The sequence below is a fragment of the Lacticaseibacillus jixiensis genome, from assembly GCF_042847315.1.
GTDB classification, from domain to species: domain Bacteria; phylum Bacillota; class Bacilli; order Lactobacillales; family Lactobacillaceae; genus Lacticaseibacillus; species Lacticaseibacillus jixiensis.
This window is the reverse complement of sequence record NZ_BAAFPR010000011.1, coordinates 1-25,025: the sequence shown is the minus strand read 5'-3', so window position 1 is coordinate 25,025 and position 25,025 is coordinate 1. Positions and strand designations below refer to the sequence as shown.

Annotated in this window: 25 protein-coding genes and 1 riboswitch; of the genes, 1 reads left to right on the top strand and 24 read right to left on the bottom strand. The window is 53.2% G+C overall.

Features of this window, described 5'->3' with window-relative positions; translation table 11 throughout:
- Window positions 1-176 precede the first annotated feature (176 nt).
- From ftsZ to ACGG90_RS08505, 11 genes are all read right to left on the bottom strand, one after another.
- Entirely contained in the window at window positions 177-1,406 is a 1,230-nt protein-coding gene (ftsZ, locus tag ACGG90_RS08555) for a cell division protein FtsZ (RefSeq protein WP_390408309.1), read from the bottom strand.
- 24 nt (window positions 1,407-1,430) lie between these two features.
- Window positions 1,431-2,720, bottom strand: a complete 1,290-nt coding sequence (ftsA, locus tag ACGG90_RS08550; RefSeq protein WP_390408306.1) for a cell division protein FtsA — start codon at window positions 2,718-2,720, stop codon at window positions 1,431-1,433.
- A 117-nt stretch (window positions 2,721-2,837) separates the two neighbouring features.
- Window positions 2,838-3,653 (bottom strand): cell division protein FtsQ/DivIB, encoded by an 816-nt coding sequence (locus ACGG90_RS08545; RefSeq protein ID WP_390408303.1) that lies wholly within the window; start codon window positions 3,651-3,653, stop codon window positions 2,838-2,840.
- A gap of 9 nt (window positions 3,654-3,662) precedes the next feature.
- Window positions 3,663-4,757 (bottom strand): undecaprenyldiphospho-muramoylpentapeptide beta-N-acetylglucosaminyltransferase, encoded by a 1,095-nt coding sequence (gene murG, locus ACGG90_RS08540; RefSeq protein WP_390408470.1) that lies wholly within the window; start codon window positions 4,755-4,757, stop codon window positions 3,663-3,665.
- Between the two features lies 1 nt (window position 4,758).
- On the bottom strand, window positions 4,759-6,123 hold the full coding sequence (gene murD, locus ACGG90_RS08535; RefSeq protein WP_390408300.1) for a UDP-N-acetylmuramoyl-L-alanine--D-glutamate ligase: 1,365 nt from the start codon (window positions 6,121-6,123) through the stop codon (window positions 4,759-4,761).
- A gap of 15 nt (window positions 6,124-6,138) precedes the next feature.
- Window positions 6,139-7,104 carry a phospho-N-acetylmuramoyl-pentapeptide-transferase gene (gene mraY, locus ACGG90_RS08530; protein WP_390408297.1) on the bottom strand — a complete coding sequence of 322 codons (966 nt, stop codon included), beginning with the start codon at window positions 7,102-7,104 and terminating at the stop codon, window positions 6,139-6,141.
- Window positions 7,105-7,121: 17 nt separating this feature from the next.
- Window positions 7,122-9,287 carry a penicillin-binding protein gene (locus ACGG90_RS08525; protein ID WP_390408295.1) on the bottom strand — a complete coding sequence of 722 codons (2,166 nt, stop codon included), beginning with the start codon at window positions 9,285-9,287 and terminating at the stop codon, window positions 7,122-7,124.
- A complete protein-coding gene (gene ftsL / locus ACGG90_RS08520; RefSeq protein WP_390408292.1) occupies window positions 9,288-9,671 on the bottom strand; it encodes a cell division protein FtsL in 384 nt (127 codons plus the stop codon).
- Window positions 9,661-10,623, bottom strand: coding sequence for a 16S rRNA (cytosine(1402)-N(4))-methyltransferase RsmH (gene rsmH, locus ACGG90_RS08515; protein WP_390408291.1), 963 nt, complete (start codon window positions 10,621-10,623; stop codon window positions 9,661-9,663). The genes ftsL and rsmH overlap by 11 nt, the downstream gene beginning before the upstream one ends.
- A gap of 3 nt (window positions 10,624-10,626) precedes the next feature.
- Entirely contained in the window at window positions 10,627-11,058 is a 432-nt protein-coding gene (mraZ, locus tag ACGG90_RS08510; protein WP_390408290.1) for a division/cell wall cluster transcriptional repressor MraZ, read from the bottom strand.
- Window positions 11,059-11,230: 172 nt separating this feature from the next.
- Window positions 11,231-11,557: a hypothetical protein gene (locus tag ACGG90_RS08505; protein WP_390408288.1), complete on the bottom strand. Its 327-nt coding sequence runs from the start codon at window positions 11,555-11,557 to the stop codon at window positions 11,231-11,233.
- 125 nt (window positions 11,558-11,682) lie between these two features.
- On the opposite strand from ACGG90_RS08505, the gene ACGG90_RS08500 reads away from it, so the two are divergent.
- Window positions 11,683-11,799, top strand: a complete 117-nt coding sequence (locus ACGG90_RS08500) for a DUF4044 domain-containing protein (protein WP_390408286.1) — start codon at window positions 11,683-11,685, stop codon at window positions 11,797-11,799.
- A gap of 646 nt (window positions 11,800-12,445) precedes the next feature.
- Here the strand turns inward: ACGG90_RS08500 and thiT are convergent.
- The 13 genes from thiT to ACGG90_RS08435 form a co-directional block, all read right to left on the bottom strand.
- The gene (gene thiT / locus ACGG90_RS08495) at window positions 12,446-13,045 is read right to left on the bottom strand and encodes an energy-coupled thiamine transporter ThiT (protein WP_390408283.1); all 600 of its coding nucleotides are present in this window, start codon (window positions 13,043-13,045) and stop codon (window positions 12,446-12,448) included.
- A gap of 43 nt (window positions 13,046-13,088) precedes the next feature.
- Window positions 13,089-13,185, bottom strand: a riboswitch (TPP riboswitch).
- Window positions 13,186-13,237: 52 nt separating this feature from the next.
- The gene (gene cls, locus ACGG90_RS08490) at window positions 13,238-14,671 is read right to left on the bottom strand and encodes a cardiolipin synthase (protein ID WP_390408280.1); all 1,434 of its coding nucleotides are present in this window, start codon (window positions 14,669-14,671) and stop codon (window positions 13,238-13,240) included.
- 89 nt (window positions 14,672-14,760) lie between these two features.
- On the bottom strand, window positions 14,761-15,576 hold the full coding sequence (locus tag ACGG90_RS08485; RefSeq protein WP_390408278.1) for an amino acid ABC transporter substrate-binding protein: 816 nt from the start codon (window positions 15,574-15,576) through the stop codon (window positions 14,761-14,763).
- Complete coding sequence (locus ACGG90_RS08480; RefSeq protein ID WP_390408275.1) at window positions 15,573-16,214, bottom strand: amino acid ABC transporter ATP-binding protein; 642 nt, start codon at window positions 16,212-16,214, stop codon at window positions 15,573-15,575. The genes ACGG90_RS08485 and ACGG90_RS08480 overlap by 4 nt, the downstream gene beginning before the upstream one ends.
- A 12-nt stretch (window positions 16,215-16,226) precedes the next feature.
- The gene (locus tag ACGG90_RS08475) at window positions 16,227-16,883 is read right to left on the bottom strand and encodes an amino acid ABC transporter permease (protein WP_390408273.1); all 657 of its coding nucleotides are present in this window, start codon (window positions 16,881-16,883) and stop codon (window positions 16,227-16,229) included.
- A 985-nt stretch (window positions 16,884-17,868) separates the two neighbouring features.
- On the bottom strand, window positions 17,869-18,663 hold the full coding sequence (gene minD, locus ACGG90_RS08470) for a septum site-determining protein MinD (protein WP_390408270.1): 795 nt from the start codon (window positions 18,661-18,663) through the stop codon (window positions 17,869-17,871).
- Between the two features lies 1 nt (window position 18,664).
- Window positions 18,665-19,321: a septum site-determining protein MinC gene (locus ACGG90_RS08465; RefSeq protein ID WP_390408267.1), complete on the bottom strand. Its 657-nt coding sequence runs from the start codon at window positions 19,319-19,321 to the stop codon at window positions 18,665-18,667.
- A gap of 71 nt (window positions 19,322-19,392) precedes the next feature.
- Entirely contained in the window at window positions 19,393-19,923 is a 531-nt protein-coding gene (mreD, locus tag ACGG90_RS08460; RefSeq protein WP_390408264.1) for a rod shape-determining protein MreD, read from the bottom strand.
- Between the two features lie 31 nt (window positions 19,924-19,954).
- Entirely contained in the window at window positions 19,955-20,818 is an 864-nt protein-coding gene (mreC, locus tag ACGG90_RS08455; RefSeq protein WP_390408261.1) for a rod shape-determining protein MreC, read from the bottom strand.
- A gap of 51 nt (window positions 20,819-20,869) precedes the next feature.
- Window positions 20,870-21,871 carry a rod shape-determining protein gene (locus ACGG90_RS08450; RefSeq protein WP_390408258.1) on the bottom strand — a complete coding sequence of 334 codons (1,002 nt, stop codon included), beginning with the start codon at window positions 21,869-21,871 and terminating at the stop codon, window positions 20,870-20,872.
- A gap of 105 nt (window positions 21,872-21,976) precedes the next feature.
- A complete protein-coding gene (gene radC, locus ACGG90_RS08445; RefSeq protein ID WP_390408255.1) occupies window positions 21,977-22,642 on the bottom strand; it encodes a RadC family protein in 666 nt (221 codons plus the stop codon).
- A 30-nt stretch (window positions 22,643-22,672) separates the two neighbouring features.
- Window positions 22,673-23,305: an HAD family hydrolase gene (locus tag ACGG90_RS08440; protein WP_390408252.1), complete on the bottom strand. Its 633-nt coding sequence runs from the start codon at window positions 23,303-23,305 to the stop codon at window positions 22,673-22,675.
- Window positions 23,283-24,587, bottom strand: coding sequence for a bifunctional folylpolyglutamate synthase/dihydrofolate synthase (locus ACGG90_RS08435; RefSeq protein WP_390408249.1), 1,305 nt, complete (start codon window positions 24,585-24,587; stop codon window positions 23,283-23,285). The genes ACGG90_RS08440 and ACGG90_RS08435 overlap by 23 nt, the downstream gene beginning before the upstream one ends.
- Window positions 24,588-25,025: the final 438 nt, after the last annotated feature.

Below are 25,025 nucleotides of genomic sequence, written 5' to 3'. Positions count from 1 at the left end.
TCATCCCGTCTTACACACATCGCTAAGTTCGGACTGCTCCGCTCTGGGGTTCTTCGTCGAGCTGCGCAGTCCAACGCGATTGCGTGTAAGCCGTGCCGCCGCTTGGGCAAAATACGCCCAAACGTCATCCCGTCTTATACACATCGCTAAGTTCGGACTGCTCCGCTCTGGGTTTCTTAACTGCGGCGGCGCTTGAAGAATGGTGGCTGATCGTCTTTGTCAGGATCGTCTTGACCGGTTGGTTGGCTTTCGAAGATGTCAAAATCGGTTTTCTTGACGTTATCAAAGTTCGTCCGAGGCGCAGCTTGTTCTTCATGCTTGGTTGGTTCGCGACGCAGATCCCATTTAGAGAATGGGTCGTCGTCGTTGGCAGCAGCAGGTTCTGCCGGCTTCGTTGTTGCACTAGACTTAGCAGCAGCGGCACGAGCCGAACGTTGTTGACCCGCATCAGTGGCATCGATGCCAGTGGCCACAACCGTCACCACAACAGAATCGCCGAGGTCTTCGTTGATGGAAGTCCCGAAGATGATGTTGACGTCGTTGCTTGCGGCTTGGGCCACGATTTCAGAAGCGTCTTGGGCTTCAAACAAGCTCAAGTCCGGGCCGCCGGTGATGTTTAACAAGACCTGCTTGGCGCCGGCAATCGAAACTTCCAGCAATGGCGAAGAAATCGCCTTTTTGGTGGCTTCGATCGTGCGGTTTTCGCCATTGGCAGTACCGATGCCCATTAAAGCGGAACCTTGGTTGGCCATGACTGTCTTCACATCAGCAAAGTCCAAGTTGACAAAACCTGGGCTGGTGATCAAATCAGAGATACCTTGCACACCTTGGCGCAACACGTTGTCAGCAGCATGGAAGGCTTCCATCATCGGCGTCTTCTTGTCGACAATTTCAAGCAGGCGGTTGTTGGCAATAATGACCAGCGTGTCAACATGCTCCTTCAAGTTTGCAATGCCTTCTGCGGCGTTCTTGGCGCGGCGCGGGCCTTCAAAAGTGAACGGCCGCGTCACGACGCCAACCGTCAAAGCACCCATGTCCTTGGCAATCTTAGCCACCACTGGCGCAGCGCCGGTACCAGTACCGCCGCCCATGCCGCAGGTGACAAAGATCATATCGGCGCCTTTAAGCGCTTCTTGGATCTGTTCTTCGCTTTCCTCGGCGGCTTTTTGGCCGATTTCAGGCGTTGCGCCGGCACCAAGGCCGCGGGTCAGCTTGTTGCCCAACTGGATCTTGGTTTCTGCGTTTGAGTTTGATAAAGCTTGCACATCGGTGTTTGCGGCGATAAATTCCACGCCTTTGACATCTTCTTGGATCATGCGGTTGACTGCGTTACCGCCAGCACCGCCGACGCCGATCACCTTGATCGCTGCGCCAGTATCGTTTTGTGCGTCTAATGAAAATTCCATGGGTATGCCTCCTAATGTGACGTTTTATTCAAAGAAGTTGCCGAAGAAGCGGCGCAGTGCTGACGGCTTCTTCTCTTCAGGTTCAGTCGGTTCTGGCTCAGGCGTTGAGGCCTTAGCTTGCGGTTTAGGCGCACTCGGCGCAGCTTGTGCGCCGAGCGGCAAGACACTGGCCACCAATAAATCGATATCGGTTAAATGCGCAGCGTATTGGATCAACCCCAAAGCTTGCGTGAAGGCCGGATGGCGCAGGCCCATTTCGCGAGGAATGAAGACGCGCACCGGCCGTTCGAAAATGTCTTGCGCCAAATCAACGATTCCAGGAATCGCTGTGGTGCCGCCGGTGATCACGATGCCGCCTGGCAGATCTAAGGCGTTGGCACCTTGTAAAGCGCCGTTTAACCGCTTAAAGATCTGACCCAAACGCGCTTCAATGATTTCAGACAAATACTTCTCGGAAATCATCACCGGTTCGGTTTTACCCACCACTGTGACTGGGAAAGTCTGGTCTTCATGGGTAGCCAGGGAATCGGCATTGCCATAATCGCGCTTAAGCTTCTCAGCGTCTTTAAAGCCGGTGTTTAATACCACCGAAATATCTTTGGTGACGAATTCGCCGCCTTCTTGATCGACTGACGTGAACTTCAGCTTGTGATCGTGGATCACCGCAGCAGTACTTTGCCCGCCGCCGATATCGATCAACACAGTACCGAAGTCTTGTTCCCCATCGGTCAGCGCCACTTGGGCACTGGCCAAAGGATCCACGACCACGTTGCGTACTGTCAAGCCCGCCTTGCCTAACGCCTTTAAGGTATTATGCAACACCGTCTTTGGCACGGTGAACAAGATGCCGTGCATCTCCAGACGCACGCCGATCATGCCGCGCGGGTCTTTGATGTCATCGAAACCATCAACGATAAATTCGGTTGGGGTCAATTGCAAACTTTGGCGCTCTGGCGGCAAGCTGCGCACCAAAGCGGCTTGGGCAACGGACAACACATCTTGATCGGTGATTTCTTTGGAGGCATCCCCCACGGCGATCATGCCGGTGACCGGCTCGATTTGCAACAGGTTGGCAGGGATGCCGACCACCACATTATCGATTTTAATACTTGCTTTTTCTTCTGCTTGGTTAACGGCTTGACGAATGGCGTCTACCGCCTTATCGATATCGACGATCACGCCACGGCTGAGGCCAGCGGAACGTTGACTACCTACTCCGATGATGTTCATCTGGCCTTGGATGTACTCGGCGACGATGACTTTGATCGAGGTGGTTCCGATATCAAGTCCCACATAGATGTCTTGATTTCCCATGACGTAGAACCTCCCGGACTGAAATTTTGCTCAATGAAAACGTAATACTGTTTTGATTTTACCACACTAACCCGCGGCATCTCACCTATTCCAAGCAAAGATTACCATTTTTGTAGGCTATTTTGCATATGGGGTGAAGAAAGCACCGACTTCCAGATCAACTGTGCCTTTCTTGGTGACTGAAGCCAATAATTGCGGGTAATACTTGATCTTCTTGGCCACCGTGCGCGAGTCGGCGATCACCTTGTTGCCATCGTTCATACTGATCGTGATCTGATACGGATTCGCTGCCCCGCGCGTGGCATGCACTTCAGAAACACCGCGCGCCACGGCTGGCGGGAATTCGTGCACGACTTTAGCCAGCTTGAAGGCCTCTTTAGTTGAAAACCCAGCGTAAATCGGGTAATTGTGCGTAGGCGTCTGCGTGGCGGATCGAAGCAGCGTACCGCTGGCCAATAACACATGATACCCATCTTGATGGGCCAAATACCCCAGCGGCGCATATTCTTTGACATGCAGCGTCACTTGATTGAAGGCATTAACATCCACATGCAGCTGTTGCACTTGGGGCAATTTGGCCTTTACGCGCTTGGCAACAGTGTCTTTATGCAACAGCAAGTCCAAGATCACCTGAGAACTGCCGAGCTTGCTGGCATCGATCACTGATTGCGCCGGCACCGTCGATTCACCAAGCACTTTAAGCTGGCCGACTTTGGCCAGCGGCGAGATCATATACGCCCCAGCCGCCAGCAGCACACAAAGCGGGGTCAAAAGCAGTGCCAGATTCCGCCTTCTGCGGGCATTGCGCGTGTGCGAAAGCTGCGGCAGCGGCAAGGCATGACGCTTGGCGCGGGCTTGTTTGGCCTGTTTGGCTTGATACGCCTCCCAAGGCGTTAGTGGCGAATCAGAGTGGGTCTTATGCCACCGCGCCATGGTCTCACCTCATTTCTTGTGTAATGCGATCGCCGCTTGCATCAAAGCGATCAAGCGATCAGCGGCATCTGGCACACCGAGTGCTTTGGCAGCGCGGGTCATTTCCACCAACCGCGCGTCATCTTGCATCAAGTCGATCACAGTGTCGGCAAAATGCGCATCCAGCTGTGTTTCAGGAATGACGATCGCCGCACCGTGTTTGCCTAAACTTTGGGCATTGATCATTTGATGATTGCCGGTGACGTTAGGACTGGGGATCAAAATCGCCGGCAGCCCTAACGCCGTGAGTTCCGCAATGGACGTGGCGCCGGATCTGCCGATCACCAACGACAGATCCGGCAAAATCGCCGGCATGTCGTCGATATACGGCACGACTTTGACATGATCAGGCAAGTCCGGCAATTCTGCTTTGATGTGGTCATAATGCACCCGCCCAGTGACAAACAAAGTTTGAAACCCGGCTTGGCCAAACGCCGGCAATGCTTGCACAGCAGCGTTGTTGATCATCGGTGCTCCGCGTGAGCCGCCGAAGATCAATAAGGTGCGTTTATGCGCATCCAAGCCGAAATCCACCAAGCGCTCATTAGGGCGCAGCTTGGCCACTTGCTGGGCTCGCGGGTTGCCTACCATCGCGACTTTAGCCGCTGGGAAGGCACTTTGGACTTCAGCAAAGGCAATGCCGATTTTATCGACGAAGCGCGCCAAGAATTTGTTGGTCACACCCGCCACGGAGTTCTGTTCATGGATCACCGTAGGAATGTGCAAGCGCGCCGCTTCAAACAAAATCGCACCAGACACATAACCGCCGGTGCCGACAACAACATCAGGCTTGAAGTCCTTCAAGATCTGCTTGGCTTTGCGCAGCCCTTCGACAAATTCCGTGACGGTTTTGACATTCTCTAAACTTAACGACCGCTTGAACCCTTGCAGCTCGATTGTGTCAAAAGGGATCCCGGCTTTAGGCACGATGCGGCTTTCTAAGCCGCGCTTGGTGCCGATGTATAACACCGCGTCTAATAAATCGCGTTGCTTAAGCTGTTCCAACAAGGCTAATGCTGGGTAAATATGGCCGCCGGTGCCGCCACCGCTGACGATCACACGCATCTTATTCATTCCTTTCGGCTAGCGCTTTGACCGCATCGATGAAGACATCGCCGCGGATCTCAAAGTTAGGAAACTGATCCCATGACGCCGCAGCTGGCGATAACAACACCACATCCCCTGGCTGGCTGGCCGCAAATGCCAATGGCACCGCTGACTTCACATCTTCGGTTTGTTGATAAGGGATGCCGGCGGCTTTGGCCACCGCATTCATCAATGGTGCGGTTTCACCAAAGGTCACCATTGCGCGGACATGCTTTTTGACTAACGGGATCAAGTCATCCATTGATAAATGGCGATCCAAACCGCCGGCTAACAACACCAGCGGCTGGGTGAAGGCGTTGATGGCCACGCTGGCCGCTTCAACGTTAGTGGCTTTGGAATCGTTATAGAACTTGCGCCCGGCAACGGTTTGCACATATTGAATGCGGTGCTTGACGCCGGTGAAGCGCGTCAATACCGCGACAATGGCCTCATTGCCCACGCCTTCAAGCTTAGCCGCGGCAATCGCTGCCAAAGCGTTTTCGATGTTGTGGGTGCCTGGGATCTGCATTTGATCAGCAGGCATGATCTGTTCGCCATCAAAGCACAACCAGCCGTCTTGCAAGCTGGCCCGCGCACCGGCTGCGCCTTTGCGCGAGAACGGTACAATGGTGGCTTTGGATTGTTTGGCCAGTTCATGCATTTCCGGCAGATCCCAATTCATGATGAAATAATCATCTGCGGTTTGGTTCATGGTGATGCGCATCTTAGCGGCCACGTAATGTTCTCGATCGCCATGCCAATCCAAATGTGCTTCGTAGATATTGGTCAACACGGCGACATGCGGATGCAGCGTTTGAATGCCGCACAGCTGGAAGCTGGATAATTCAGCGACAATGGTGTCATCTTTGCCGGCTTTTTGCGCCACGGCAGAAGCTGGGATCCCAATGTTGCCGGCGTCATAAGCGGTTTGGCCTTGTTCATTGAGCATCAAGCCAATTAACGTGGTGGTCGTGGTTTTACCATTGGAGCCGGTCACGGCGATCCATTGGCTGGTGGAAACTTGATAAGCCAATTCTGGTTCCGTGATGATCGGGATCTTCAACTCAAGGGCGCGCTGCACCATCGGGTTGGAATACGGGATGCCGGGGTTTTTGACCATCAATTCGAAGTGCTCATCCAACAACTCCACCGGATGATACCCGGTGATCACCTTGATGCCATCGGCTAACAGTGCTTGCGCATCTTTGTTGTCGTCAAATTTCTTCTTGTCGTTGACTGTGACTAATGCCCCTAACTTATACAACAAGCGCGCCGCGTTGACGCCGCTCATCCCTAAGCCTAAAACCAACACTTTCTTATTCTGATACTGCTTGATATCCAGCATGCCCAATTCTTCTTTCTACAGGAATAGTAATAGATAAATGCCACTTGCGATCAATCCCACCACCCAGAAGGTGATGTCCACGCGCCATTCCGACCAGCCTAACATTTCGAAATGATGGTGGATCGGACTCATCTTAAACACCCGATGACCAGTGGTTTTAAACGACACCACTTGAATAATCACACTGGCGGTTTCACAAACAAACACCAATCCGACCAAAAGCAGCGACCATTCGCGGTTCAACAGGATCGATACCGCCGCCAGCATGCCGCCTAAAGCCAAGGACCCGGTGTCGCCCATAAAGATCTGCGCCGGCTTGTGGTTAAACAACAAGAACCCGATCATTGCGCCAATGGTAACCAAGCAGATCACCAAGACATCGATGCGGCCGTCATGCGCTGCGATCACCGCATAAGTGCCAAACGCCACCATCGACAAGCCGGCCACTAAGCCGTCTAACCCGTCTGACAAGTTCACAGCGTTCGAAAAGCCTACCAGCCACACGATCGCAAAAAGTACAAAGAACCATAACGCATTGACTTCACCGACAAACGGCACACTGATGCCATGCGAGAAGCCTTCATGCAAATACGCCACCACCAAGACGATCGCCCCGATGATTTGACCCAGCAGTTTCTGCCAGGCTTTGAGGCCTTCATTCTGGTGATGAAACAGCTTCACGAAATCATCAACAAAACCTAAGATCCCGTACAACAACAAGATGAACAACGCCACCCACACCGAGGTGTCGAGTTGATGGACCCAAATTGCGGAACCGATCGCAGCGACGATGATCGCCACAATGAACACCACCCCACCCATGGTTGGGGTGCCGCTTTTCTTGGCGTGCCATTTCGGGCCTTCTTCGCGGATCATTTGGCCTTCCTTCTTGAATCGCATGTAGCCGATAAATAACGGCAACACGATCACCGTGATGGCAAATGCCGCCACCATCGGGATCAACATTTGTGCTAATTCCATGATACGCCCCTTAATGATTATTTTTGTTTGAACTGAATCGTCACCGCTTGATCGCCTAGCACTGACCCAGCCTTAAGACTTTGGGCAGTGGCATAGCCTGAGCCGGTCAAGGTGAATTGCTTGCCAGTCAACTGGGCCAATTTTAACACATCACTCTTGGCCCAGCCAGAGACGTTCGGCATGGTCATCGCCCCATTAGTCAACAAGACAACATGGGCGCTTTTAAGTGCGCTGCCGCCAGCAGTCGGCAATTGTTGCACCACCGTGGTGCCGGTACCGACTGTTGCGGCGCTAAAGCCTGCGTTGGTGAGCTTCTGCTGGGCTGTGGCCAACGCGTTATTGGTCACGTTAGGTACAGTAGCTGTTTCACTAGCCGCAGTAGCACTGCTGCCGCCATCTAAGGCTAAGGCCCGTGCCATCATCGGCTTGAAAATTTGGGCCATGATCGATTCGGCAGGTTCAGTAAGCTTTTGCGGCTGCTTCATGGCGATGTACAACACATATTTCGGATTGGACGCCGGTGCCATGCCCATCACCGAGAACACATAGTTGCTATTGCCAGTCAAGTAGCCTTTAGCGCTGGCAATTTGCGCCGTGCCAGTTTTCACCGCCAGATCCACGCCAGGCATCTTATATGCACCACCGGTACCGTATTTGGCGGTGATGACTTGGCGCATGGCAGCGATAACTGCTTTGCTGGTGGCTTTGGAAATTGGTTTGCCCACCACTTTGCGGCCGTAATTGGTGACTTTGCCGCTGCGACTGGTGATCTTCGACACCAAGCGCGGCTTGACCATGGTGCCGCCATTGGCGATCGCCGTGGCGCCTTGCAGCAGTTGCGCGGCATTGACGTCGATACTTTGACCGAAGCTGGCCATGGCTGAATCCAGATAACTGCCAAAGTCAAAGGAGCCGCTGGTTTCACCAGGCAAGGAAATGCCGGTTTGTTGGCCGAACCCAAATTTGCGCAAGTATTCAGAAAACACCGTTGCGCCCATGGTTTGTTCGATCTTGACCATCCCGACGTTACTGGAGCGCGGGAAAGCTTGGCTCAAAGGAATCGTCCCCCAATTGGTGCCGTTCATGCTGGTTGACCAATCGCGGATGGTGGTGCCGGCGATTTTCACCGAACCTGACTTGTAATAGTTGTTGGGATGATAATTGCCGCTTTGAATCGCACTGGCCAAGGTGAACATCTTCATTACCGACCCTGGTTCGTAATTATCTTCGACTAAGATATCGCGCCACATGCTGGACAACCCTTCGCCAGTCGACGGATCAAAAGTCGGTCGTTGCGACGCGGCTAAGATCTCGCCGGTTTTGGGATCTTCTAACACAGCCAACAACGACTTAGGCTGATATTTGCCGGCAACGGTAGTCATCAACGTTTCCAAATAGCTTTGCAAGCTGGTATCGATGGTCGTCGCCACTGAACCGCCGTCTTGTGCGGCTTTGGCTTTGACTTTGGATTCAGGCAATTGATAGCCATAAGCATCCACTTGCGCGCTTTTATAGCCATTCTTGCCGGTTAAGATCCTGTTAAATTGCTGCTCTAAGCCCATCACGCCAACCAGTTGATCGGTGCTTTTGGCATGCGTTGGCGCTTGCGCCAAGCCGATCACATGACTGGCAAACACGCCATTGGGATACAAACGCGCCGGACTGTCAGTGAAGTCGATGCCTGGCAGGTGTTCTTTCTGAATGGCTTGCTTCGTGGCCAGGCTTAAGCCAGTGCCGGCTTGGCCGAATTCCACCTGAAACTGATTGGTTTTAGGCGACATGATGCTTAAGATCTTGCTTTCGGCCATTGGCAGGTATTTGGCCAGGACCCGAGCGGTTTTGGCTTTGTCTTGCACATATAATTTCTTCTTGCCGTTGACATAATTGTGATCGATGATTGCAAACACTGTGTATGTATTAGAATCTTCGGCGATCACCCCACCGTCGCGGTCGTATATCGTCCCGCGCTTGGCTTTAAGCACTTGATTGGTGGCGACGACTTTCTGGCGATATTGACTGAGGTTTTGCGAGTCGACTTTACCGCCGGCGCCAACATAAAAAAAACGACAAGTAAACGCGACCAACCCGGCCAACGTCGCCAGCATCATGAAGATGCCAAACCACCGTCGATTACGGGTCGGATGTGTCGCTTTTGCCTGTCGTTTGAGAGTTTGTTTAGCCATTTACTTATTCACACGCTTAATGTTCTTTTCGATCACCGTCAGGCCATGGGCCTTCGCGAAGCTGCTGAGACGATTTGAGTTGGATAATTCACCGATGGTTTGCTTGAGGTCAGTCACGCTTTGGTCTTGAGTGGCGATCTTCGCTTGCACATCTTGATATGTACGGTTGGCGTTCGCCAGCTGATTTTGCGTATTGAGGTATAACAGACATAAAACACACGCTGCCATGCCGCACAAGGCGGCTAAGACGCGTTCAAAAGGCGCAAACCGCGGTTTCGGCTTAGGGACAGCCACGACTTCAGGGGCCTGATGCGGCACGGCTTGCGGTGTTGGCGCTTGATTAGGCGCCGGTGCAACAAGTTGACGAGCAGTATTATCCTGCATGCGGTGCACCTCCCTTCACAAGTTTCTCTAGCACACGCAATTTCGCGCTATGGGCGCGATGGTTATGTTCTAACTCATCTGCAGACGGCAAGATCGGTTTGCGGGATACCAGCTTGTAATCAGGCTGCAAACCCGCTGGGATCACCGGCAAGTCGCGCGGCAGATCAGGGATACTGGTCAATTCCTTAAACATCGTCTTGACCAAGCGATCTTCCAGCGACTGGAAGGTGATGACGCTGATGCGCCCACCTGGATTAAGCAATTTCACCGCTTGTTCCAAGGAAGCTTCCAAAGCGCCTAATTCATCATTGACGGCGATGCGCACCGCTTGAAACACACGCTTGGCCGGATGGCCGCCGGTGCGCCGCGCTTTAGCCGGAATGCCTTGTTTGATCAGTTCGACTAATTCAAAAGTTGTCTCGATCGGCTTCACAGCGCGGGCCGCTTCGATTTGCCTGGCAATGGACTTGGCAAACTTCTCTTCACCATAACGCGAGAAGATCCGCACCAAATCGTTGAACGACCAGTCGTTGATCACGATCTTAGCGGTCAAGGTCTGGCTTTGATCCATTCGCATGTCCAGCGGGGCATCAAAGCGATAGGAGAAACCGCGCTTAGAATCGTCAAACTGAGGCGAACTCACCCCAAGATCGTATAAGACGCCGTCGATACCAGTGACGCCTGCTTCTGCTAAAGCATCGGTCAAGTTGCGGAAGTTGGTGTGGATCAGATGCAAATTCTCAGGCCATGGCACTAAGGCTTGCTGCACTGCAGAAATGGCTTCTTGATCCTGATCAAAAGCGTACAACTGCCCGCTAGTCAACTGCTTAAGCAGCTCTTTGGTATGGCCGGCGCGCCCTAAAGTGGCGTCGACATAGATCCCGTCTGGTTTAACGTTGAGATAAGCCGTGGCTTCTTTGAGCAGCACGGTTTCATGAGTGAATTCTGTCATCAGTCACAGTCCAAAGTCGATTAGATTTTCGGCAATATTGTCGAAGTCGTCTTCAGCATCAGTTGCATAAGCAGCCCAGCGTTCAGCGCTCCAGATCTCAATGCGGCTGGACACGCCGATCAACACACAATCTTTGGTCAATGCCGCATGGGCGATCAAGTTGTTGGGCAAGTTGATGCGGCCTTGTTTGTCGAGTTCGCATTCACTCGCTCCTGCCAGCAGCATCCGCGAGAAGGTCCGCGCACTTTTCTTGGTAAGCGGTAACGTCGCTAATTTATCTTGCAATTTCTGCCATTGGTCGGCGGGGTAGCCGAATAAGCAACCATCCATGCCGCGAGTCAACACAAATGCCGGGCCAAGGACCTCTCGGAACTTGGCCGGGATGATCAAGCGCCCTTTGGCATCGATCGTGTGATGAAACTCGCCCATCAGCATGGCTTCGCCTCCCAACGTTGATTTTAGTCTACCACAATCCCCCACGTTCCACCACAATCTCACCATTATTCCATCATGCTCATTCGAATTCTTAATATTTGTAACAAAATAACCCCGCCAACGCCGTGGTTGACAGGGTTTATTGCAGGTGGGCGGCTGTGGGGCGTCCGCCCTATTTTGTCAAATAAATCGCACCCAGCCACCAGCAAGTGGTGGCCAGGACCATGATGCGGGCCAGTTGGTGGAAATAGCGGTGAAATAACAAGTCGCCTAGCTGAGCCAGCTGTAAGAACGCCGTCAACATCGCAACAATAACGGCGGAAAATAACACCACCCACAAATAATTGGTCAAACTGCGCTGTGTCAGCTGCCAAATTGCCACTAATGACACGATGCTCATGAATGTATAGAATAAATTTCGCTGGTAATGCACTTTGGCGACCAGCACCAGCAAAATCAGCCACAAGCTTACTGGCAGTATGATCCAAAGCAGCCGCATCTGCCCCACCTCCTGTTTGATAAGTTCAGTGTACCTGCTAAATGCTCGCTTGAAAAGCCTGCAATAGACAACCGCTCTTAAGGCGTGTACACTACAAGAGAGAATATCGGCAAGGAGGCGGCTTCATGAAGCGAGAACCACATACCAAGTTCTGGTGGATCACCCACATTGCAGCTTGGGCAATGCTCATCGTGACCATCCTGGGCTCCCTGTTGGCAGCAGTGAGTGTATTTACAGGCTGACCAGAACGCACAACAACGTTAATATCACACGAGTCCTTGGACTGCAGCTGTTGCTGTGGTGCAGGGGCTTTTCTTATGGGGCCGGAAATGGCAACCGGGGGCAGCTGGGACTACGGCCAAATGGCGTGGCGACCGAAGTAGAGGGATGGGCGCAGTCTGTGCTAACTTTGCGTCTCCGCCGCGCTCCGTACGCAAAGTGGATCTCTGACACACGCCTTGTTCTAAGCGCCTCCGCGCGTTGCGCTGCGGTGCTAAGAACAACGACACCCCTGACGCCATTTGGCCTCCGCCCCAGCTGCCCCCGGTTGCCATTTCCTCCACAGTAGGATTCAGGTTGGTAATTGATCCAGTATTCAGTTGAGAACACAGCAAATCACCACAATTGACATTACTTCACAGCCTATTCCAACCACAGTCAAGCCAGCCAGTATCTAACTTGTTGCACATAACGCAGGACTAGTGAAGCGAAGCGATGCGGGGCTCGAAACTTAGGCGTAAAACGCGCGAATTTCTGCGCGGTTGAAGCCGGCCGCACTGCCTGTGCCCACCGCTGACGCCCCCGCCGCGCAGCTTCACTAGTCCGGTCCCACCAAAAACGCCGCTACCTTCAATCTGCATAGATTGAAAGTAGCGGCGAATGTTTCAGTTAACTTTGCGCTAAGCCTGCTTGCAGCTTAGGCAAGAACAGGTGCTTGGCAATCGTGACCAAAGCGCCAACGACTACGGCTGTCAACAAGCTGGTGAAGACACCAGACAAACCATTGATGTACAGCGAGTACAGCCAAGCCGGCATCCCTTTTGGCGCCCAGGAACCCCAGAACACCCAACCAGCGTAGAAGTGGCACAAATACTTGGCGAAAGTGCCTACTAATACTGCTGCAATCGCGTAACCCAGCGCTTTGTGCTGGGCATCAGCGTGCAACGCCCGTTGAAACGGCGCATAGAACAAACCGCCCAAGCCAGCCACAGTGAAAGCCACTGGGAATTCGATGAACCCTTGCCACAAGTTCAACACCGAGCCTTCGCCGATGCCGCGCAACAACAGATCCAAAATTCCCCAAGTCAAACCTGCGGCCATCGCTGGGCGCATGCCGCGGCGCAAGGCCAAGACTGTGACAGGGATCATACCATAAACCATTTCCACAGAGCTGATGCCGGTTTTGTGCGGCAAATATTCCAGCGCCATGGCAAAAGCAGCCATGATGGCCACCTCAAGAACAACTTGCAAATGCTTCGATTGGTGCATACAAAAAACCTCCTTTGGCAAGCCTGCACAAAGAAGGTCGTATGAAAACGACGTTCACAATCCCTACGCTCGTATTAACGAACAGGTTCGAAGGGTCTGGGTTTCCCCACTCTCAGCCAATGGCTCCCCTTTGTGACGGGCTCTTAAATTAATAACAGATGCATCATAACATAGACCACTTGTGCTGACAAGCTACAAGATCGGCGCCAATAACCGAGCCAGCTCTGCCGTCAAGCGCTGCATGCGGCTTTGATTGGCCACGTCAGAAGCTTGCCACAGCGTTGCAGCGCGCATGTCTTGTTTAAACAACGCTCGAGCTTGGTTGGCCTTGTCGGCGTCATACAAGAACGCAGCGATTTCGAAATTCAACTTGAAACTGCGAATATCGAAATTTGCCGTGCCTGTTGCCAAGATGCGCGCGTCGACGATGACCGTTTTGGCATGCAAGAAACTCGGCTCGTATTCATACACGCGCCCGCCGCCTAACACGATGCGATCCAAATAAAACCGCGAGGCCTTGGCCATCATCGGCTGATTGGTGTGGTGCGGCACCATGATGCGCACATCGATACCGGCGTTGATGGCGATCAACAAGGCATCCATTAAGCTGTCGTCTGGCACGAAATACGGCGTTTGGATCCAGACGCTGCTTTTGGCCATGGCGATCAGGCGCAAATAGCCTAACTTCAAGGTTTCATAGGCCAATTCAGGACCGCTGGAAACGATTTGCATCGTCGTGGTGCCGTGATCGGCAGGATCTGGGAAATAACTATGTTGAAAATGCACCTTCTGCACCTTGGCAGTGGTGTTCCAATCCATGAAAAACCGCGCCTGCAACACCGCCACCGCCTGGCCGATCACCCGCAGCTGCATGTCGCGCGTGATGGCCAACCGCTTAGGCGAGCTGCCGATATCAAAGCCGCCCATGTACCCGATGCGCCCGTCGATCACCGCCAGTTTACGATGATTGCGGAAGTTGATCCGCGGGTTAAAGCGCGCCATTCTGGTCGCAAAAAACGGCACCACTTGTCCGCCAGCTTGCCGCAACGGCTTCCAGAAGCGGGCATTCAAGCGATGCGAGCCAAATGCATCATACATCAAGCGCACCTTCACGCCAGCTTGCACCTTCTGGATCAGTAAATCGCGCAACGCCTTGCCGGTTTGATCCGGCTCAATGGTGTAGGCTTCGATGTGGATATGATCAACGGCTTGTTGGATATCGTCAAACAAGCAGCGTGTAAAAGTCTGCCGCGACGACAACAGTTGCACATCATTCATGGTGGTGATCAGCGCCGCATCGGTGCGCAACAAGCTGCGCACAAGTTCTGGCACCCCGGCAGCTTGACCATGGCCGATCAAGCCGTGGCCTAAGCTGATGGCTTCTTGTTGCGCTTCGACCATCCGATCGATGCCCAAGCGCTGCGAAGTGGCCAACGCATTCAAGCGTTTATGAGACAGCTTGCGGCCAAAGATCCAATACAAGGCCAAGCCGATGCCTGGCAGCAACATCAACACCAACAACCACGCCCAAGTTGCCGCGATATCCCGCGGTTGATAGAACACGGTGATCGCCGCTAACAGCGCATTGATCACCACCACCAGCGCGATCACAATCGCCACCCACATCAGCTTCACCTCCTCAAGACTCACAAAAATAGTGCAGCCGCAGCTGCACTATCAGTTTATCAGAAAATTAACTAACTTGCTTGTTTGGCCTAATCCGCGTCATTGCCAAACCACTTGTGCTTGAGTTTGGCCATAGTGCCATTGGCTTCTAAAGTCTTAAAGCCGTCGTTGATCTTCTGTTGCAAGACGTGATCCGACTTGCGCATCCCCACGGCAAACGCCTCAGAGGCAAAGCCTTTGCTCGTCAAGATCTTGTAGCTTTGCGGATCTTTCTGATGCGCGACGTAATAGCGCGCATACACTTCATCCATAAAAATGCCTTGGATCCGTCCGGCATTCAAGTCCAAGAACGCATTGGTGAAAGTATCATACAACACAGGATCTTGGCCTTTGATGTATTGCTTCAACAGTTTCGGCGAACTGTCCAAGGCTGCAGCACCGCTGGAACCAGTCTGCACCCCTAAGGATTTGCCTTTCATGTCGGCAAATGAATTGATTGAGTCTTTGGTTTTGGTCACTAAGAGTTGGTGATTGACCAAGTAATCATCGGAGAACGCCACTTTCTTCTCACGTTCCGGGGTAACCGAGTAGCCGTTCCAGATCAAGTCAATGGTTTGGTTCTTCAACTCGGTTTCTTTCATCGACCATTCGATCGGCTGAAAGTCCGCTTTGACGCCATATAACTTGAAGACTGCCTTGGCCAAATCAATATCAAAGCCTTTCAGATTGCCGTCTTTCTCCCGAAAGCCCATTGGCACAAACGAATCATCCAAGCCGATGACGACTTTCTTATCTTGTTTGATCCGCGGCCAAGAATTTGCAGCAGCACGGCGGGCACAACCGGCAGTCGCGACCGCCAAGCATGCCACTAACGCAACTAACGCAACTTTGATGAAACGCTTCATGACCGCTCACCGCCTAGCTTCGAAACCGTGAAGGTCGTATCGGCAACTTCTTTGGCAAAATCCATATCATGCGTGACCACCACCTGCGTCATTCCTTGGGCTTTGAAGGCGTTGATCAACTTGGCCACAGAATGGCGCAGATTCGGATCCAAGGCGCTGGTGGGTTCATCATACAATAAGATCTGCGGGTTCAACGCCAAGGCTCTGGCAATGGCGATGCGCTGCTTTTGGCCCCCAGACAAGGAGAACGGATAAGCCTCTGCTTGTTCTGCCAGTTCCAATTGTTCCAACAAGTCTTTGGCCCGAGCATCGGCTTCTTGTTGACTAGTGCCTTGCAGCACCGGCGCCAAAGTGATGTTCTTAAGCACCGTCATGTTTGGAAACAGTTCAAAGGACTGAAACACCACGCCAATGACCCCATCTTTGCGCAATTGTTGCGGGGTGGTGGTTTTACCTTGCCAAACAAACTCGCCACCGTCGGCTGCCGTCAAGCCTGCGATGATCCGCAGCAGCGTCGTTTTGCCGGCACCAGAAGGCCCAACGATCGCCAAAGTCTTGTGGTCTTCGATCGTTACGGTAATGTCTTGTAAGACTGGTTGATTGTCAAATTGCTTGGAAATATTCTTGAGTTCTAACATAGCCATTGCCTCCTAGCGGTAATACGAGAATGATTTCTCGACTTTCTTCTGCGCCCAAGTCAGTGCGGCGGTCATCAGCAGGTAAATCGCCCCGACTAACACCAACGGCACCAAAGTCACATCGCGCGCCGTGGCCACGTTGCCGGCCCGCAACAGATCGCCTAAGCCGATGACGTAAACCAAACTGGAATCCTTGACCAAGTTGATCACTTCATTCCCCATTGACGGCAGCACGATCTTCAAGACTTGCGGAATCACCACATAACGCAGCGTTTGCCAGCGCGTCAGGTTCAACACCGTCGCCGCTTCAAACTGCCCGACTTCCACAGCCCCAAAGCCGCCGCGGAAGATTTCAGCAAAATACGCCGCGTAGTTCAAGATGAAAGCAAAAATTGCAGCGTTGAAGCGGTCAAACACGATCCCCACCAGCGGCAAGCCGTAGAATACGAAGATCAGCTGCAACAGCAATGGCGTGCCCCGAAACAGCCACACATAAGCCGTCAACAGCCAATTGCCCAGCTTGCCCAAGATCGATTTGGCTTGATGCATCAAGCCCACCGACAGCAACATGCCCAACGGAATGGACCCGATCAACGTCAGGAAGAACACACTCAAGGTCAATTTGACCCCGGATAATAATGCCGGTAAGATCTGAAGAATATATGTCATGATAATTGCCTCCTTGTTTGTTTCGTCAAAAGCTGTAATGGACGGTGAATATGTATCGGCGAGCCTGACATGCGCCTCGCTTTGGTTGCTTCGGCGAGCTGCGCAAGGCAACGGGCTTACGCGCCGCTGCGCTTTGGTACTAAAAAAGCGCCCACTCGTATGCATACGAGAGGACGCTTTGTGCGTGGTGCCACCTCACTTCGCCTGCGCATCACCACGCAAGCCTCAGGTGGTTAGAAAACATAAAAAAAGCCCCAAACAGCCTAAGCTGTTTGAGGACGGCACGTGCCGTGATTCCACCTCATGTTCGCAACGCCATTACTGACGTCACCTCATTGGGTTGTTTTCCAACCACGGCGATAACGAGCCAACCGGCAGGACCTACTGAATTCAGCCTTGCACTCGTGGATGTGAGGTATGCAGACGATCACTGGGCTTACACCTGCTCCCAGCTCGCTGACATCGTCGCAACATGCCGCTTCCACTCAACGCATTGATTTATTATGAGACTAAGACTAATCATTTATTAATACTTTGTCAAGCCCTTGCGGCATTTTATTCGGCTGGGTGAAAAAGTTGACAAACCGTGCAACCTTATCCATAGCGTGCAACGATTCCTGCTTTTAACGCAAACCGATATATCACGAAGCGCCAAAAGCCTGCAGAAGACGCGGCGGGCAACAGTGCAGCGTAGCGGGCCGGCGTTCATTGTGTAGGAAATTCGGCACGGGGGCGGGCAATGCGAAGGCTAGCTGGCCAGCAGGGGTGAAATTGTCCTTGGCCGAGCGGTTCATTCGGCCTAGGACAACGGCGGCTTTTGAGATCCACTCGCCTGCACTTCGGCGAGTTAGCTCAAAAGCCGCCGCACCCCGTTCCCTGGCCGGCTAGCCGCAGCATTGCCTGCCCCCGCGCCGAATTTCTGGCCTGCGCCGACTCGCCGGCCCCCTGCCGCTGCGCGGAACCGCCCCGGCCTCCCACCACAAACTTAGCTGCGGTGGAACAACCGCGCCCAGAAGCCGACTTTCTTCTCTTCCAGCTTCATCAGCGGCACCGATTCGCCTAACAAACGACGGGCAATATTGCGATAGCCGCGGCTGGCCAAGTTATCCGGATCCATCACCACGGTTTCGCCTTTGTTGGACGTGGCGATCACATCATCAGAATCGATAATGATCCCTAACAAATCGATTCCCAAATGCTGAGTGATCTCGGTGACATCCATCGAACGGCCGTCATCCATCATATGCTGGCGGATCCGATTGATCACCAAACGCGGCGGATAAATCATGTCGCGCTGCTCCAACAAACCAACCACCCGATCGGCATCAGACACCGCCGAAATCTCCGGTGTGGTGACCACGATCGCCCCATCAGCGCCTTCCACGGCGTTGCGGAAGCCTTGTTCGATCCCGGCTGGCGAATCCAGAATGATAAAGTCGAATTCATCGCGCAACTGCGCCACAATGGCTTTGACCTGTTCTGGTTCCAACGCGTCTTTTTCGGCATTCTGAGCGGCAGGCAGAACATAAAGCAAATCATCAAAGCGCTTGTCTTTGATCAAGGCTTGGTGCAGCTTGGCGCGGCCGGTGGTCACGTCGACAATGTCGTAAATGATGCGGTTGGACAATCCCAACACCACATCCAAGTTGCGCAACCCGATATCCAGGTCTAATAACACCACGCGCTTGCCTTGTAAGGCCAAGGCGGTGCCGATGTTGGCGGAAGTCGTGGTTTTGCCCACGCCGCCTTTACCTGATGTAACGACTAATGCTATTCCCAAATTACAGATCCTCCAGTTTCCGGAAAAGTTTCGGCCGCATCGCAGACAGGCTGCTGATCTGCCCGTGTTCCAAAATATGCAGATCGTTGATATAAGTCAACGTCTGGGCTGAATATGTATTGTCTTCAATGATCTCAACGGTGTCGGCAATGCGGATCTGGCCGGCATGGCTGATGTCGCCGGCGATCACCGCACTGGTGTCACCGCTGGCCCCGGCGATCAAAAGCCCTTCGACTTGGCCTAACACGAAGATGCTGCCGGTTGCCCGCAGCGTCCCGGAGCTGTGCAAGACCCCGACAAACAACACATCGCCAGTGTAATCCAACAACTGCCCAGAGCGCACGATCCCGCCGACGATATGTGTCGCTTTGGCCAAGCATTGGGCCTTGACTGCCGCCACATCCGCCACATTAGCCACAAGCGACTTAATCTCAAACCGTCCGAAGCGGTCGAAAACACGCCGCACCTGAGTTTGTTGATCACCGGTCAACAAGCGGTTGCCGGTGGTGATGCTGAATTGCACCCCAGAATCTGGCGTGTCTTGGGCGAGCTTTTGCAGCAGTTGTTCAAGTCCTGCCAGAATCGCGTCAAAATCCGCGGTATCAGCCAACTGCAGCTCAAAGCCGTCTTTTCTCCCCTTTAAGATCACTGCGTCCACATTCTCACCTCACGATGGCGGTCCTTCCGCCAAGATACGTAAAACACCACCGAACAAGTCGGTGGTATCAACTAACTTCTCTTTAAGTTTATCAATAATCGGCTCAAAGGCAAATACACAATCGCAAACCCGACTAAATTTACCAATAAAGTCGGGCCTAAATGCACCGCGATCAAGTTGGCAACATTACTGTTGGCGTACCCGATCAGCTGATTCATGGCGTAATTGGCAATCCCGTACAAGGTGACGGCGATCACCACCAAAGCCGCCACAAACAATGGCGAACGCGGAATATATTCACGCAAGACTTTGGCGATGTAGATGATCAACGGCCAAATCAGCGCATTGACGCCGAGCACGCCGGTATACATCACATCAAACAACAAGCCGAACCCAACGGCAAACCACACGATGTAATGCTCATCCGGCACAAAAACCACCATCATCAGCATCGTCATCAAGGTCAACTCAGGCACCCCGACGAATTGCGCCGTCATCAGCCACTGGCCTAATACCAGGCTCAACACGCCATCTAACAACAACGCTGCAAAAAGGATCAAGCCAACGAGCCAATGCTTTGTAAATGGATGTTCAGTTTGCAAGCATATCCTCCTTTTGCCCAGTCACGGCCAACTATTGTTGACTGGCGATCGTACGGGCAACCACGGTGACTACAGACAAGTCATCGAGGTTGGCTGCAGGCTTTAAGTAAACCGTATCAGCCAAGCCGTAATCGTCTTTCTTGATCGTTTCCACTGTGCCTAACAACAAGCCCTTAGGCGTGGCACCGCCTAAGCCAGACGTCACGACTTTCTGGCCTTTCTTGATGGCTTTATCCGTGTTGAGCTGGCCGAAGATCAAGTAGCCGGTTTTGGCTTGATAACCGGTGATCACCCCGTTAATGGTGGCCCCGGAACTCAAGGTGATCTGCGCGGCGAAGTGATCTGCGGCTTTGTTGTCGGTGGACAGCATTTCCACTTTGGCGTTGGTGTTATTGACTTCTACCACCCGGCCAACCACCCCAGAGCCGGAAAGCACTGGCATGTTCTTCTTGACGCCGGCGCCGGCCCCTTTGTTGATCACCACAATATTGCGCCAATCAGTGGGACTGCGCAGCATCACCGACGCGTTGATCTGGGTATAATCAGTCAGCGTGCCGTCAAGTTTGAGCTGCTTTTTCAAAGCGGCATTCTCGACTTTCAACGTTTGGGCTTCGACTTTGGTTTGGGCCAAGTCTTCGATTTGGGCCTTCAGCCGTTTGTTTTCACTGTAGGTATTGATCAAGTCGTCGATATCATCCAGGCCGCCTTTGACCCACTGAGCAGGGCTGGAGACGATGCGGGCGCCAATACCCACCACGTCATTGCCCAGTTCCTGGAACACCGGCGGCGTGGTACGTTTATCCCGCACCACGACTGAATATGAGATCAGTCCCAAACTACACAATATCGCGATCATGATCACGATCAGTTTTTTGTTGGAAAAGAACTTGTTCATAATCACTCTCTCATTTGAAAAAGGGCCAAGCAAAACCCGGCCCTTTTGGCTTTAGTGTTTCTTCAAAACGTCGATATTCTTCAAGGATTCGCCAGTCCCGATCGCGACACAATCCAGCGGATCTTGGGCGATAAAGACAGGGACTTGTGCGGCGTCAGAAATCACTTCAGACAAATGCTTCAACAACGCACCGCCGCCTGTGAGCACAATGCCGTGGTCGATCACGTCAGCGGCGATTTCTGGGCTGGTTTCTTCAAGGGTTTCCTTGACGGCATCGATGATCGCCAAGACGGTTTCGTTAATGGCAGTGGCAATATCTTTAGCCGTCACATCAACTGTCTTTGGCAAGCCGGTCAACAAGTCGCGGCCGCGAATGGTCATGCCGTCGATTTCAGCAGAGCGTTCGATAGATGCGCTGCCGCATTGCATCTTGATGTCTTCGGCGGTACGTTCGCCGATCAACAAGTTGTAGTTCTGGCGAATGTATGTGATCACTGATTCGTCCATTTTGTCGCCAGCCATACGAATGGAGCGGCTGGATACGATGCCGCCTAAGGAAATGGTGGCCACGTCGGTGGTACCGCCGCCGATATCAACAACCATGCTGCCAGTTGGATCCATTACCGGCAAACCGGCACCGATGGCTGCGGCATATGGCTCTTCGATGACGAAGGCTTCTTTGGCGCCGGCAACTTTGGCCGCGTCAATGACCGCCCGCTTCTCCACTTCAGTCACGCCGCTGGGAACGCAGATCATCACTTGCGGATGGGTATTGCCCCCTAAAGCCTTCTGCATGAAGTACTTCAGCATAGCGGCAGTCGTGTCATAATCTGCGATCACGCCGTCTTTCATGGGCCGGATCGCAGTGACATTGGCCGGGGTGCGGCCGATCATGGCGCGTGCTTCTTCCCCAACAGCGATGATCTCGCCGCTTTGTGTGTTCTTGGCGACAACGGACGGTTCGTGCAACACGATGCCTTTGCCGTCAACGTACACCAGGGTGTTGGCGGTGCCGAGGTCGATCCCGATATTTTTAGCTCCTAATCCAAACAAGATGTTCTCTCCTTCAACGCGTTTCTGTAATGTGGTCTATCAGATTATAGCACAAACCAAGTTTCAACCGCACCTCACAGCGCCAGTTTCGCGGTGTATCAGCGATTATTTAGAATAATTTAATCGATGATGTTGTGCAAACGAATAGTAATGCTTGTGCCCGATGATCAAGTGGTCTAACAACGAAATCCCCAAAAGCGCCCCGCCTTGCGCAAACCGCTCAGTCGTCAAGGCGTCAGCGGCACTTGGTGTCACCAGCCCGCTGGGGTGATTATGCGCCAATAATAGCGCTGCAGCATTATGCCGCAGCGCTTGGGCAAACACCACGCGCGGATCGATGGTGGCGGCATCTTGGCCGCCTACCGCTACGATCGCTTCTGCAATCACCTGCAATTGGCTATCCACATAAATGGCCAACACCTGCTCTTGACTGACGCCTTGCCACTGGCGGATCAAGCGCGCACCAATGGCTTCACTAGACGCCACCGTCCCAAACCGCGCCGCTTGCTGGGCCACCACCCGCTGGCCCAATTCCAGTGCCGCGATCAAGCCCACTGCTTTGCTCAACCCGATCCCAGGCAGCGCCGTTAAATCCGCCACAGTGGCTGTATTCAAATTGGCCAAGCGCGGATATGCCGCCAACACCGCCGCCACGGTTTTCGTCAGCGGCGTGGTGCCGCTGCCGCTGCGCAACAACACGCGCAACAGCTCGCCGTCTTCTAAAGGACCCGCACCGTGAGCCGCCACGCGTTCATATAAGTTGAAATGCATATCGATCACCTCTAGTAGTGATATACGCATTTATCTTGGGAGAATCCATTGCCCCACCATCGCCAAATTCCGCAACACCACCGTGGCTTGATTGCTGGCTTGCGTGAGATCTGGCACCTGCACACAGCTCAGACCAGCCGCCACAGCCGCAGCTACCCCTAGTGGTGTATCTTCAACGGCCACGGTTGCATCAGGCGCCAAGTGCCCCACCGCCAAGGCGTGTTGATAAAGATCCGGCGCGGGTTTTGGCGCACCATGTGCCAGTGTGACTTGCAAATCAAAGCGATCCTGCCAGCCGGTATTGTGCAGCACTTGGGTTAAATGCGCTGGACTGGAGCTGGTCACCACCCCGACTTGGCGGCCATGGGCCTGCAGCGTCTGCAACAGCTCGTCGGCTCCAGGCAAAGCAATACTTGGCCCATGATCCAATTGGTCATCGACATAAGCCACCGTTTTGCTGACAAAAGCCGCCCGGTTGGCTGCGCCGACAAGTGAATCGATCAATTCGGCCTCATGATCGCCAGCCGCGCCAACTAACGGCAAAAAATCCGCTTCGCTGCGCTTAAGGCCCAAAGCGTGGGCCGCTTGGACATTGCCGCGCAAGAACACCCGCTCGGAATCCACTAAAGTGCCATCTAAATCAAACAGTACGGTTTGGATCATGTTGATGTCCTCCTAACAAGGTCTGCCGCACCGCCGCTACCAAATACAGCGAGCCGGTGATGATCAGCGGTTCATCAGCGAATTCATGCATGTATCGGCTCAAGGCCGTTTGCCAATCGGGATAATGGACCACGCCTTGCGGATAATCATCAGCTTGCGTGGCGCGCGGGGTATCCGGCACCGGCACCAGCCACAAGCGGTGTTCGCTGTGGCCTAAAGCATCGACCATCGTGGTGACATCTTTGTCTTTCAAAACGCCTGCGATCACCGTAAGCGGCGTTTGACCAAACAATTCATGCACGGTGTCGATCAAGCCGGCCACGCCTTGCGGATTGTGCGCGCCATCCAAGATGATCAAAGGCGCATTGGAGATCTTCTCCATTCGCCCAGGCCAAGTGCTGGCTTGCACACCTTGGCGGATCTCTTGTTCAGCCAGCGGCCAATGCGCTTGGGCACAGAAGGCTTGCGCCGCTTGGATGGCCACGGCGAAATTCCCAGGTTGATACGTGCCCATCAAAGGAATCGTCACGGCTTTGATCACGCCAGCGGCGCCTTGATAATCAAAGCGCTGTCCCCAGTCAAAAACGCTTGCCGCACCGGCAGTGAAGTCTTCACCAATACGCTGCCAAGGACTGTGCGTTTGGGCCACGCGCTTGGCCACCACTTCAAGCGCAGCTGCTGGCAGCTCGCCAGTCACCGCCACCACGCCAGGTTTGATGATGCCGGCTTTGTGCGTGGCGATGCTTTCAATGGTGTTGCCTAATAATGCTTGATGATCCATGGCCACGCCGGTGATCACCGCCACTTGCGGCAAAATCACATTGGTCGAATCTTCCTTGCCGCCGATGCCGACTTCGATCACTGCCACGTCTACATGCGCCATGTGAAAATAGCGCAGCGCCAAGGCTGTGATGAATTCGAATTCCGTCACCACAAAAGCCGGATCAGCGGCTTGTAAGCTGGCTAACGCTTGGGCCACCGCGGTGGTTTGCACCGCCAGCACGGCATCTGGGATCTGTTGATGATCGATCATGAAACGCTCGTTGAAGCGCATGATAAACGGTGAGGTGAACAAGCCGACAGTCTTGCCGCTGGCTTCTAAGATATGGGCGATGGCATTGGCCACAGAGCCTTTGCCATTGGTGCCGGTGACATGAATGTACGCTTGGCCGAACTCAGGATGGCCGAGTTCGCCAAGCAACGTGTTGATGCGGTCCAAGCTGCCGTCTTTGGCAAGCCGCGGCAGATGGTGAATATATTGAACACTGGTTTGATAATCCATAAGCGCCTCCGATTGGTAATTTAATTGTAGCGCACCACCCTGCCAATTTCGACCCGCAAGCCAAAATGTTCGCGCTAAAATCTGCCATAATCCCAAGCCGCCCCTTCGCCAACACATCAGTCGCATAGTCGCGGGACATTTTGCCACGCCAAGTAACGCAAACTGCTCTGCACCGCGATTCATCGTGCGAATCGTGATGCAGAGCAGCTTGCGTTACTTAGCTAAAACCGCTTTATGTCTCAGCCTCATGATGTTCCTACGATTAGTCAAGGGTTTTGAACTAGGTTTTAGGTCTTGAACTTGTGATCCTGGTTTTATGTTTTATGTTTTAGGTTTTGTGGACTCTGTATCAAAGAGGGAGGGGCCGAAAACGGTCGTCACTTTTTTGGTAAGCTAAATACGCTTCGCCTGATCACTTTAAAAATGTGGTGGTTTGAA

What these genes read in the sequence shown, in the direction of transcription:
- ACGG90_RS08545 (WP_390408303.1), bottom strand. Translation starts at nt 3,653, where the DNA reads ATGGCGCGGTGGCATAAGACCCACTCTGATTCGCCACTAACGCCTTGG.
- cls (WP_390408280.1), bottom strand. Translation starts at nt 14,671, where the DNA reads ATGTGGGTGGCGATTGTGATCGCGCTGGTGGTGGTGATCAATGCGCTG.
- ftsZ (WP_390408309.1), bottom strand. Translation starts at nt 1,406, where the DNA reads ATGGAATTTTCATTAGACGCACAAAACGATACTGGCGCAGCGATCAAG.
- mreC (WP_390408261.1), bottom strand. Translation starts at nt 20,818, where the DNA reads ATGAACAAGTTCTTTTCCAACAAAAAACTGATCGTGATCATGATCGCG.
- murG (WP_390408470.1), bottom strand. Translation starts at nt 4,757, where the DNA reads ATGCGTGTGATCGTCAGCGGTGGCGGCACCGGCGGCCATATTTACCCA.
- ftsA (WP_390408306.1), bottom strand. Translation starts at nt 2,720, where the DNA reads ATGGGAAATCAAGACATCTATGTGGGACTTGATATCGGAACCACCTCG.
- radC (WP_390408255.1), bottom strand. Translation starts at nt 22,642, where the DNA reads ATGCATTTCAACTTATATGAACGCGTGGCGGCTCACGGTGCGGGTCCT.
- ACGG90_RS08480 (WP_390408275.1), bottom strand. Translation starts at nt 16,214, where the DNA reads ATGTTAGAACTCAAGAATATTTCCAAGCAATTTGACAATCAACCAGTC.
- ACGG90_RS08505 (WP_390408288.1), bottom strand. Translation starts at nt 11,557, where the DNA reads ATGCGGCTGCTTTGGATCATACTGCCAGTAAGCTTGTGGCTGATTTTG.
- thiT (WP_390408283.1), bottom strand. Translation starts at nt 13,045, where the DNA reads ATGCACCAATCGAAGCATTTGCAAGTTGTTCTTGAGGTGGCCATCATG.
- rsmH (WP_390408291.1), bottom strand. Translation starts at nt 10,623, where the DNA reads ATGACAGAATTCACTCATGAAACCGTGCTGCTCAAAGAAGCCACGGCT.
- ACGG90_RS08435 (WP_390408249.1), bottom strand. Translation starts at nt 24,587, where the DNA reads ATGGATTATCAAACCAGTGTTCAATATATTCACCATCTGCCGCGGCTT.
- ACGG90_RS08500 (WP_390408286.1), top strand. Translation starts at nt 11,683, where the DNA reads ATGAAGCGAGAACCACATACCAAGTTCTGGTGGATCACCCACATTGCA.
- mraY (WP_390408297.1), bottom strand. Translation starts at nt 7,104, where the DNA reads ATGGAATTAGCACAAATGTTGATCCCGATGGTGGCGGCATTTGCCATC.
- murD (WP_390408300.1), bottom strand. Translation starts at nt 6,123, where the DNA reads ATGCTGGATATCAAGCAGTATCAGAATAAGAAAGTGTTGGTTTTAGGC.
- ACGG90_RS08485 (WP_390408278.1), bottom strand. Translation starts at nt 15,576, where the DNA reads ATGAAGCGTTTCATCAAAGTTGCGTTAGTTGCGTTAGTGGCATGCTTG.
- ftsL (WP_390408292.1), bottom strand. Translation starts at nt 9,671, where the DNA reads ATGCAGGATAATACTGCTCGTCAACTTGTTGCACCGGCGCCTAATCAA.
- ACGG90_RS08525 (WP_390408295.1), bottom strand. Translation starts at nt 9,287, where the DNA reads ATGGCTAAACAAACTCTCAAACGACAGGCAAAAGCGACACATCCGACC.
- ACGG90_RS08440 (WP_390408252.1), bottom strand. Translation starts at nt 23,305, where the DNA reads ATGATCCAAACCGTACTGTTTGATTTAGATGGCACTTTAGTGGATTCC.
- mraZ (WP_390408290.1), bottom strand. Translation starts at nt 11,058, where the DNA reads ATGCTGATGGGCGAGTTTCATCACACGATCGATGCCAAAGGGCGCTTG.
- ACGG90_RS08475 (WP_390408273.1), bottom strand. Translation starts at nt 16,883, where the DNA reads ATGACATATATTCTTCAGATCTTACCGGCATTATTATCCGGGGTCAAA.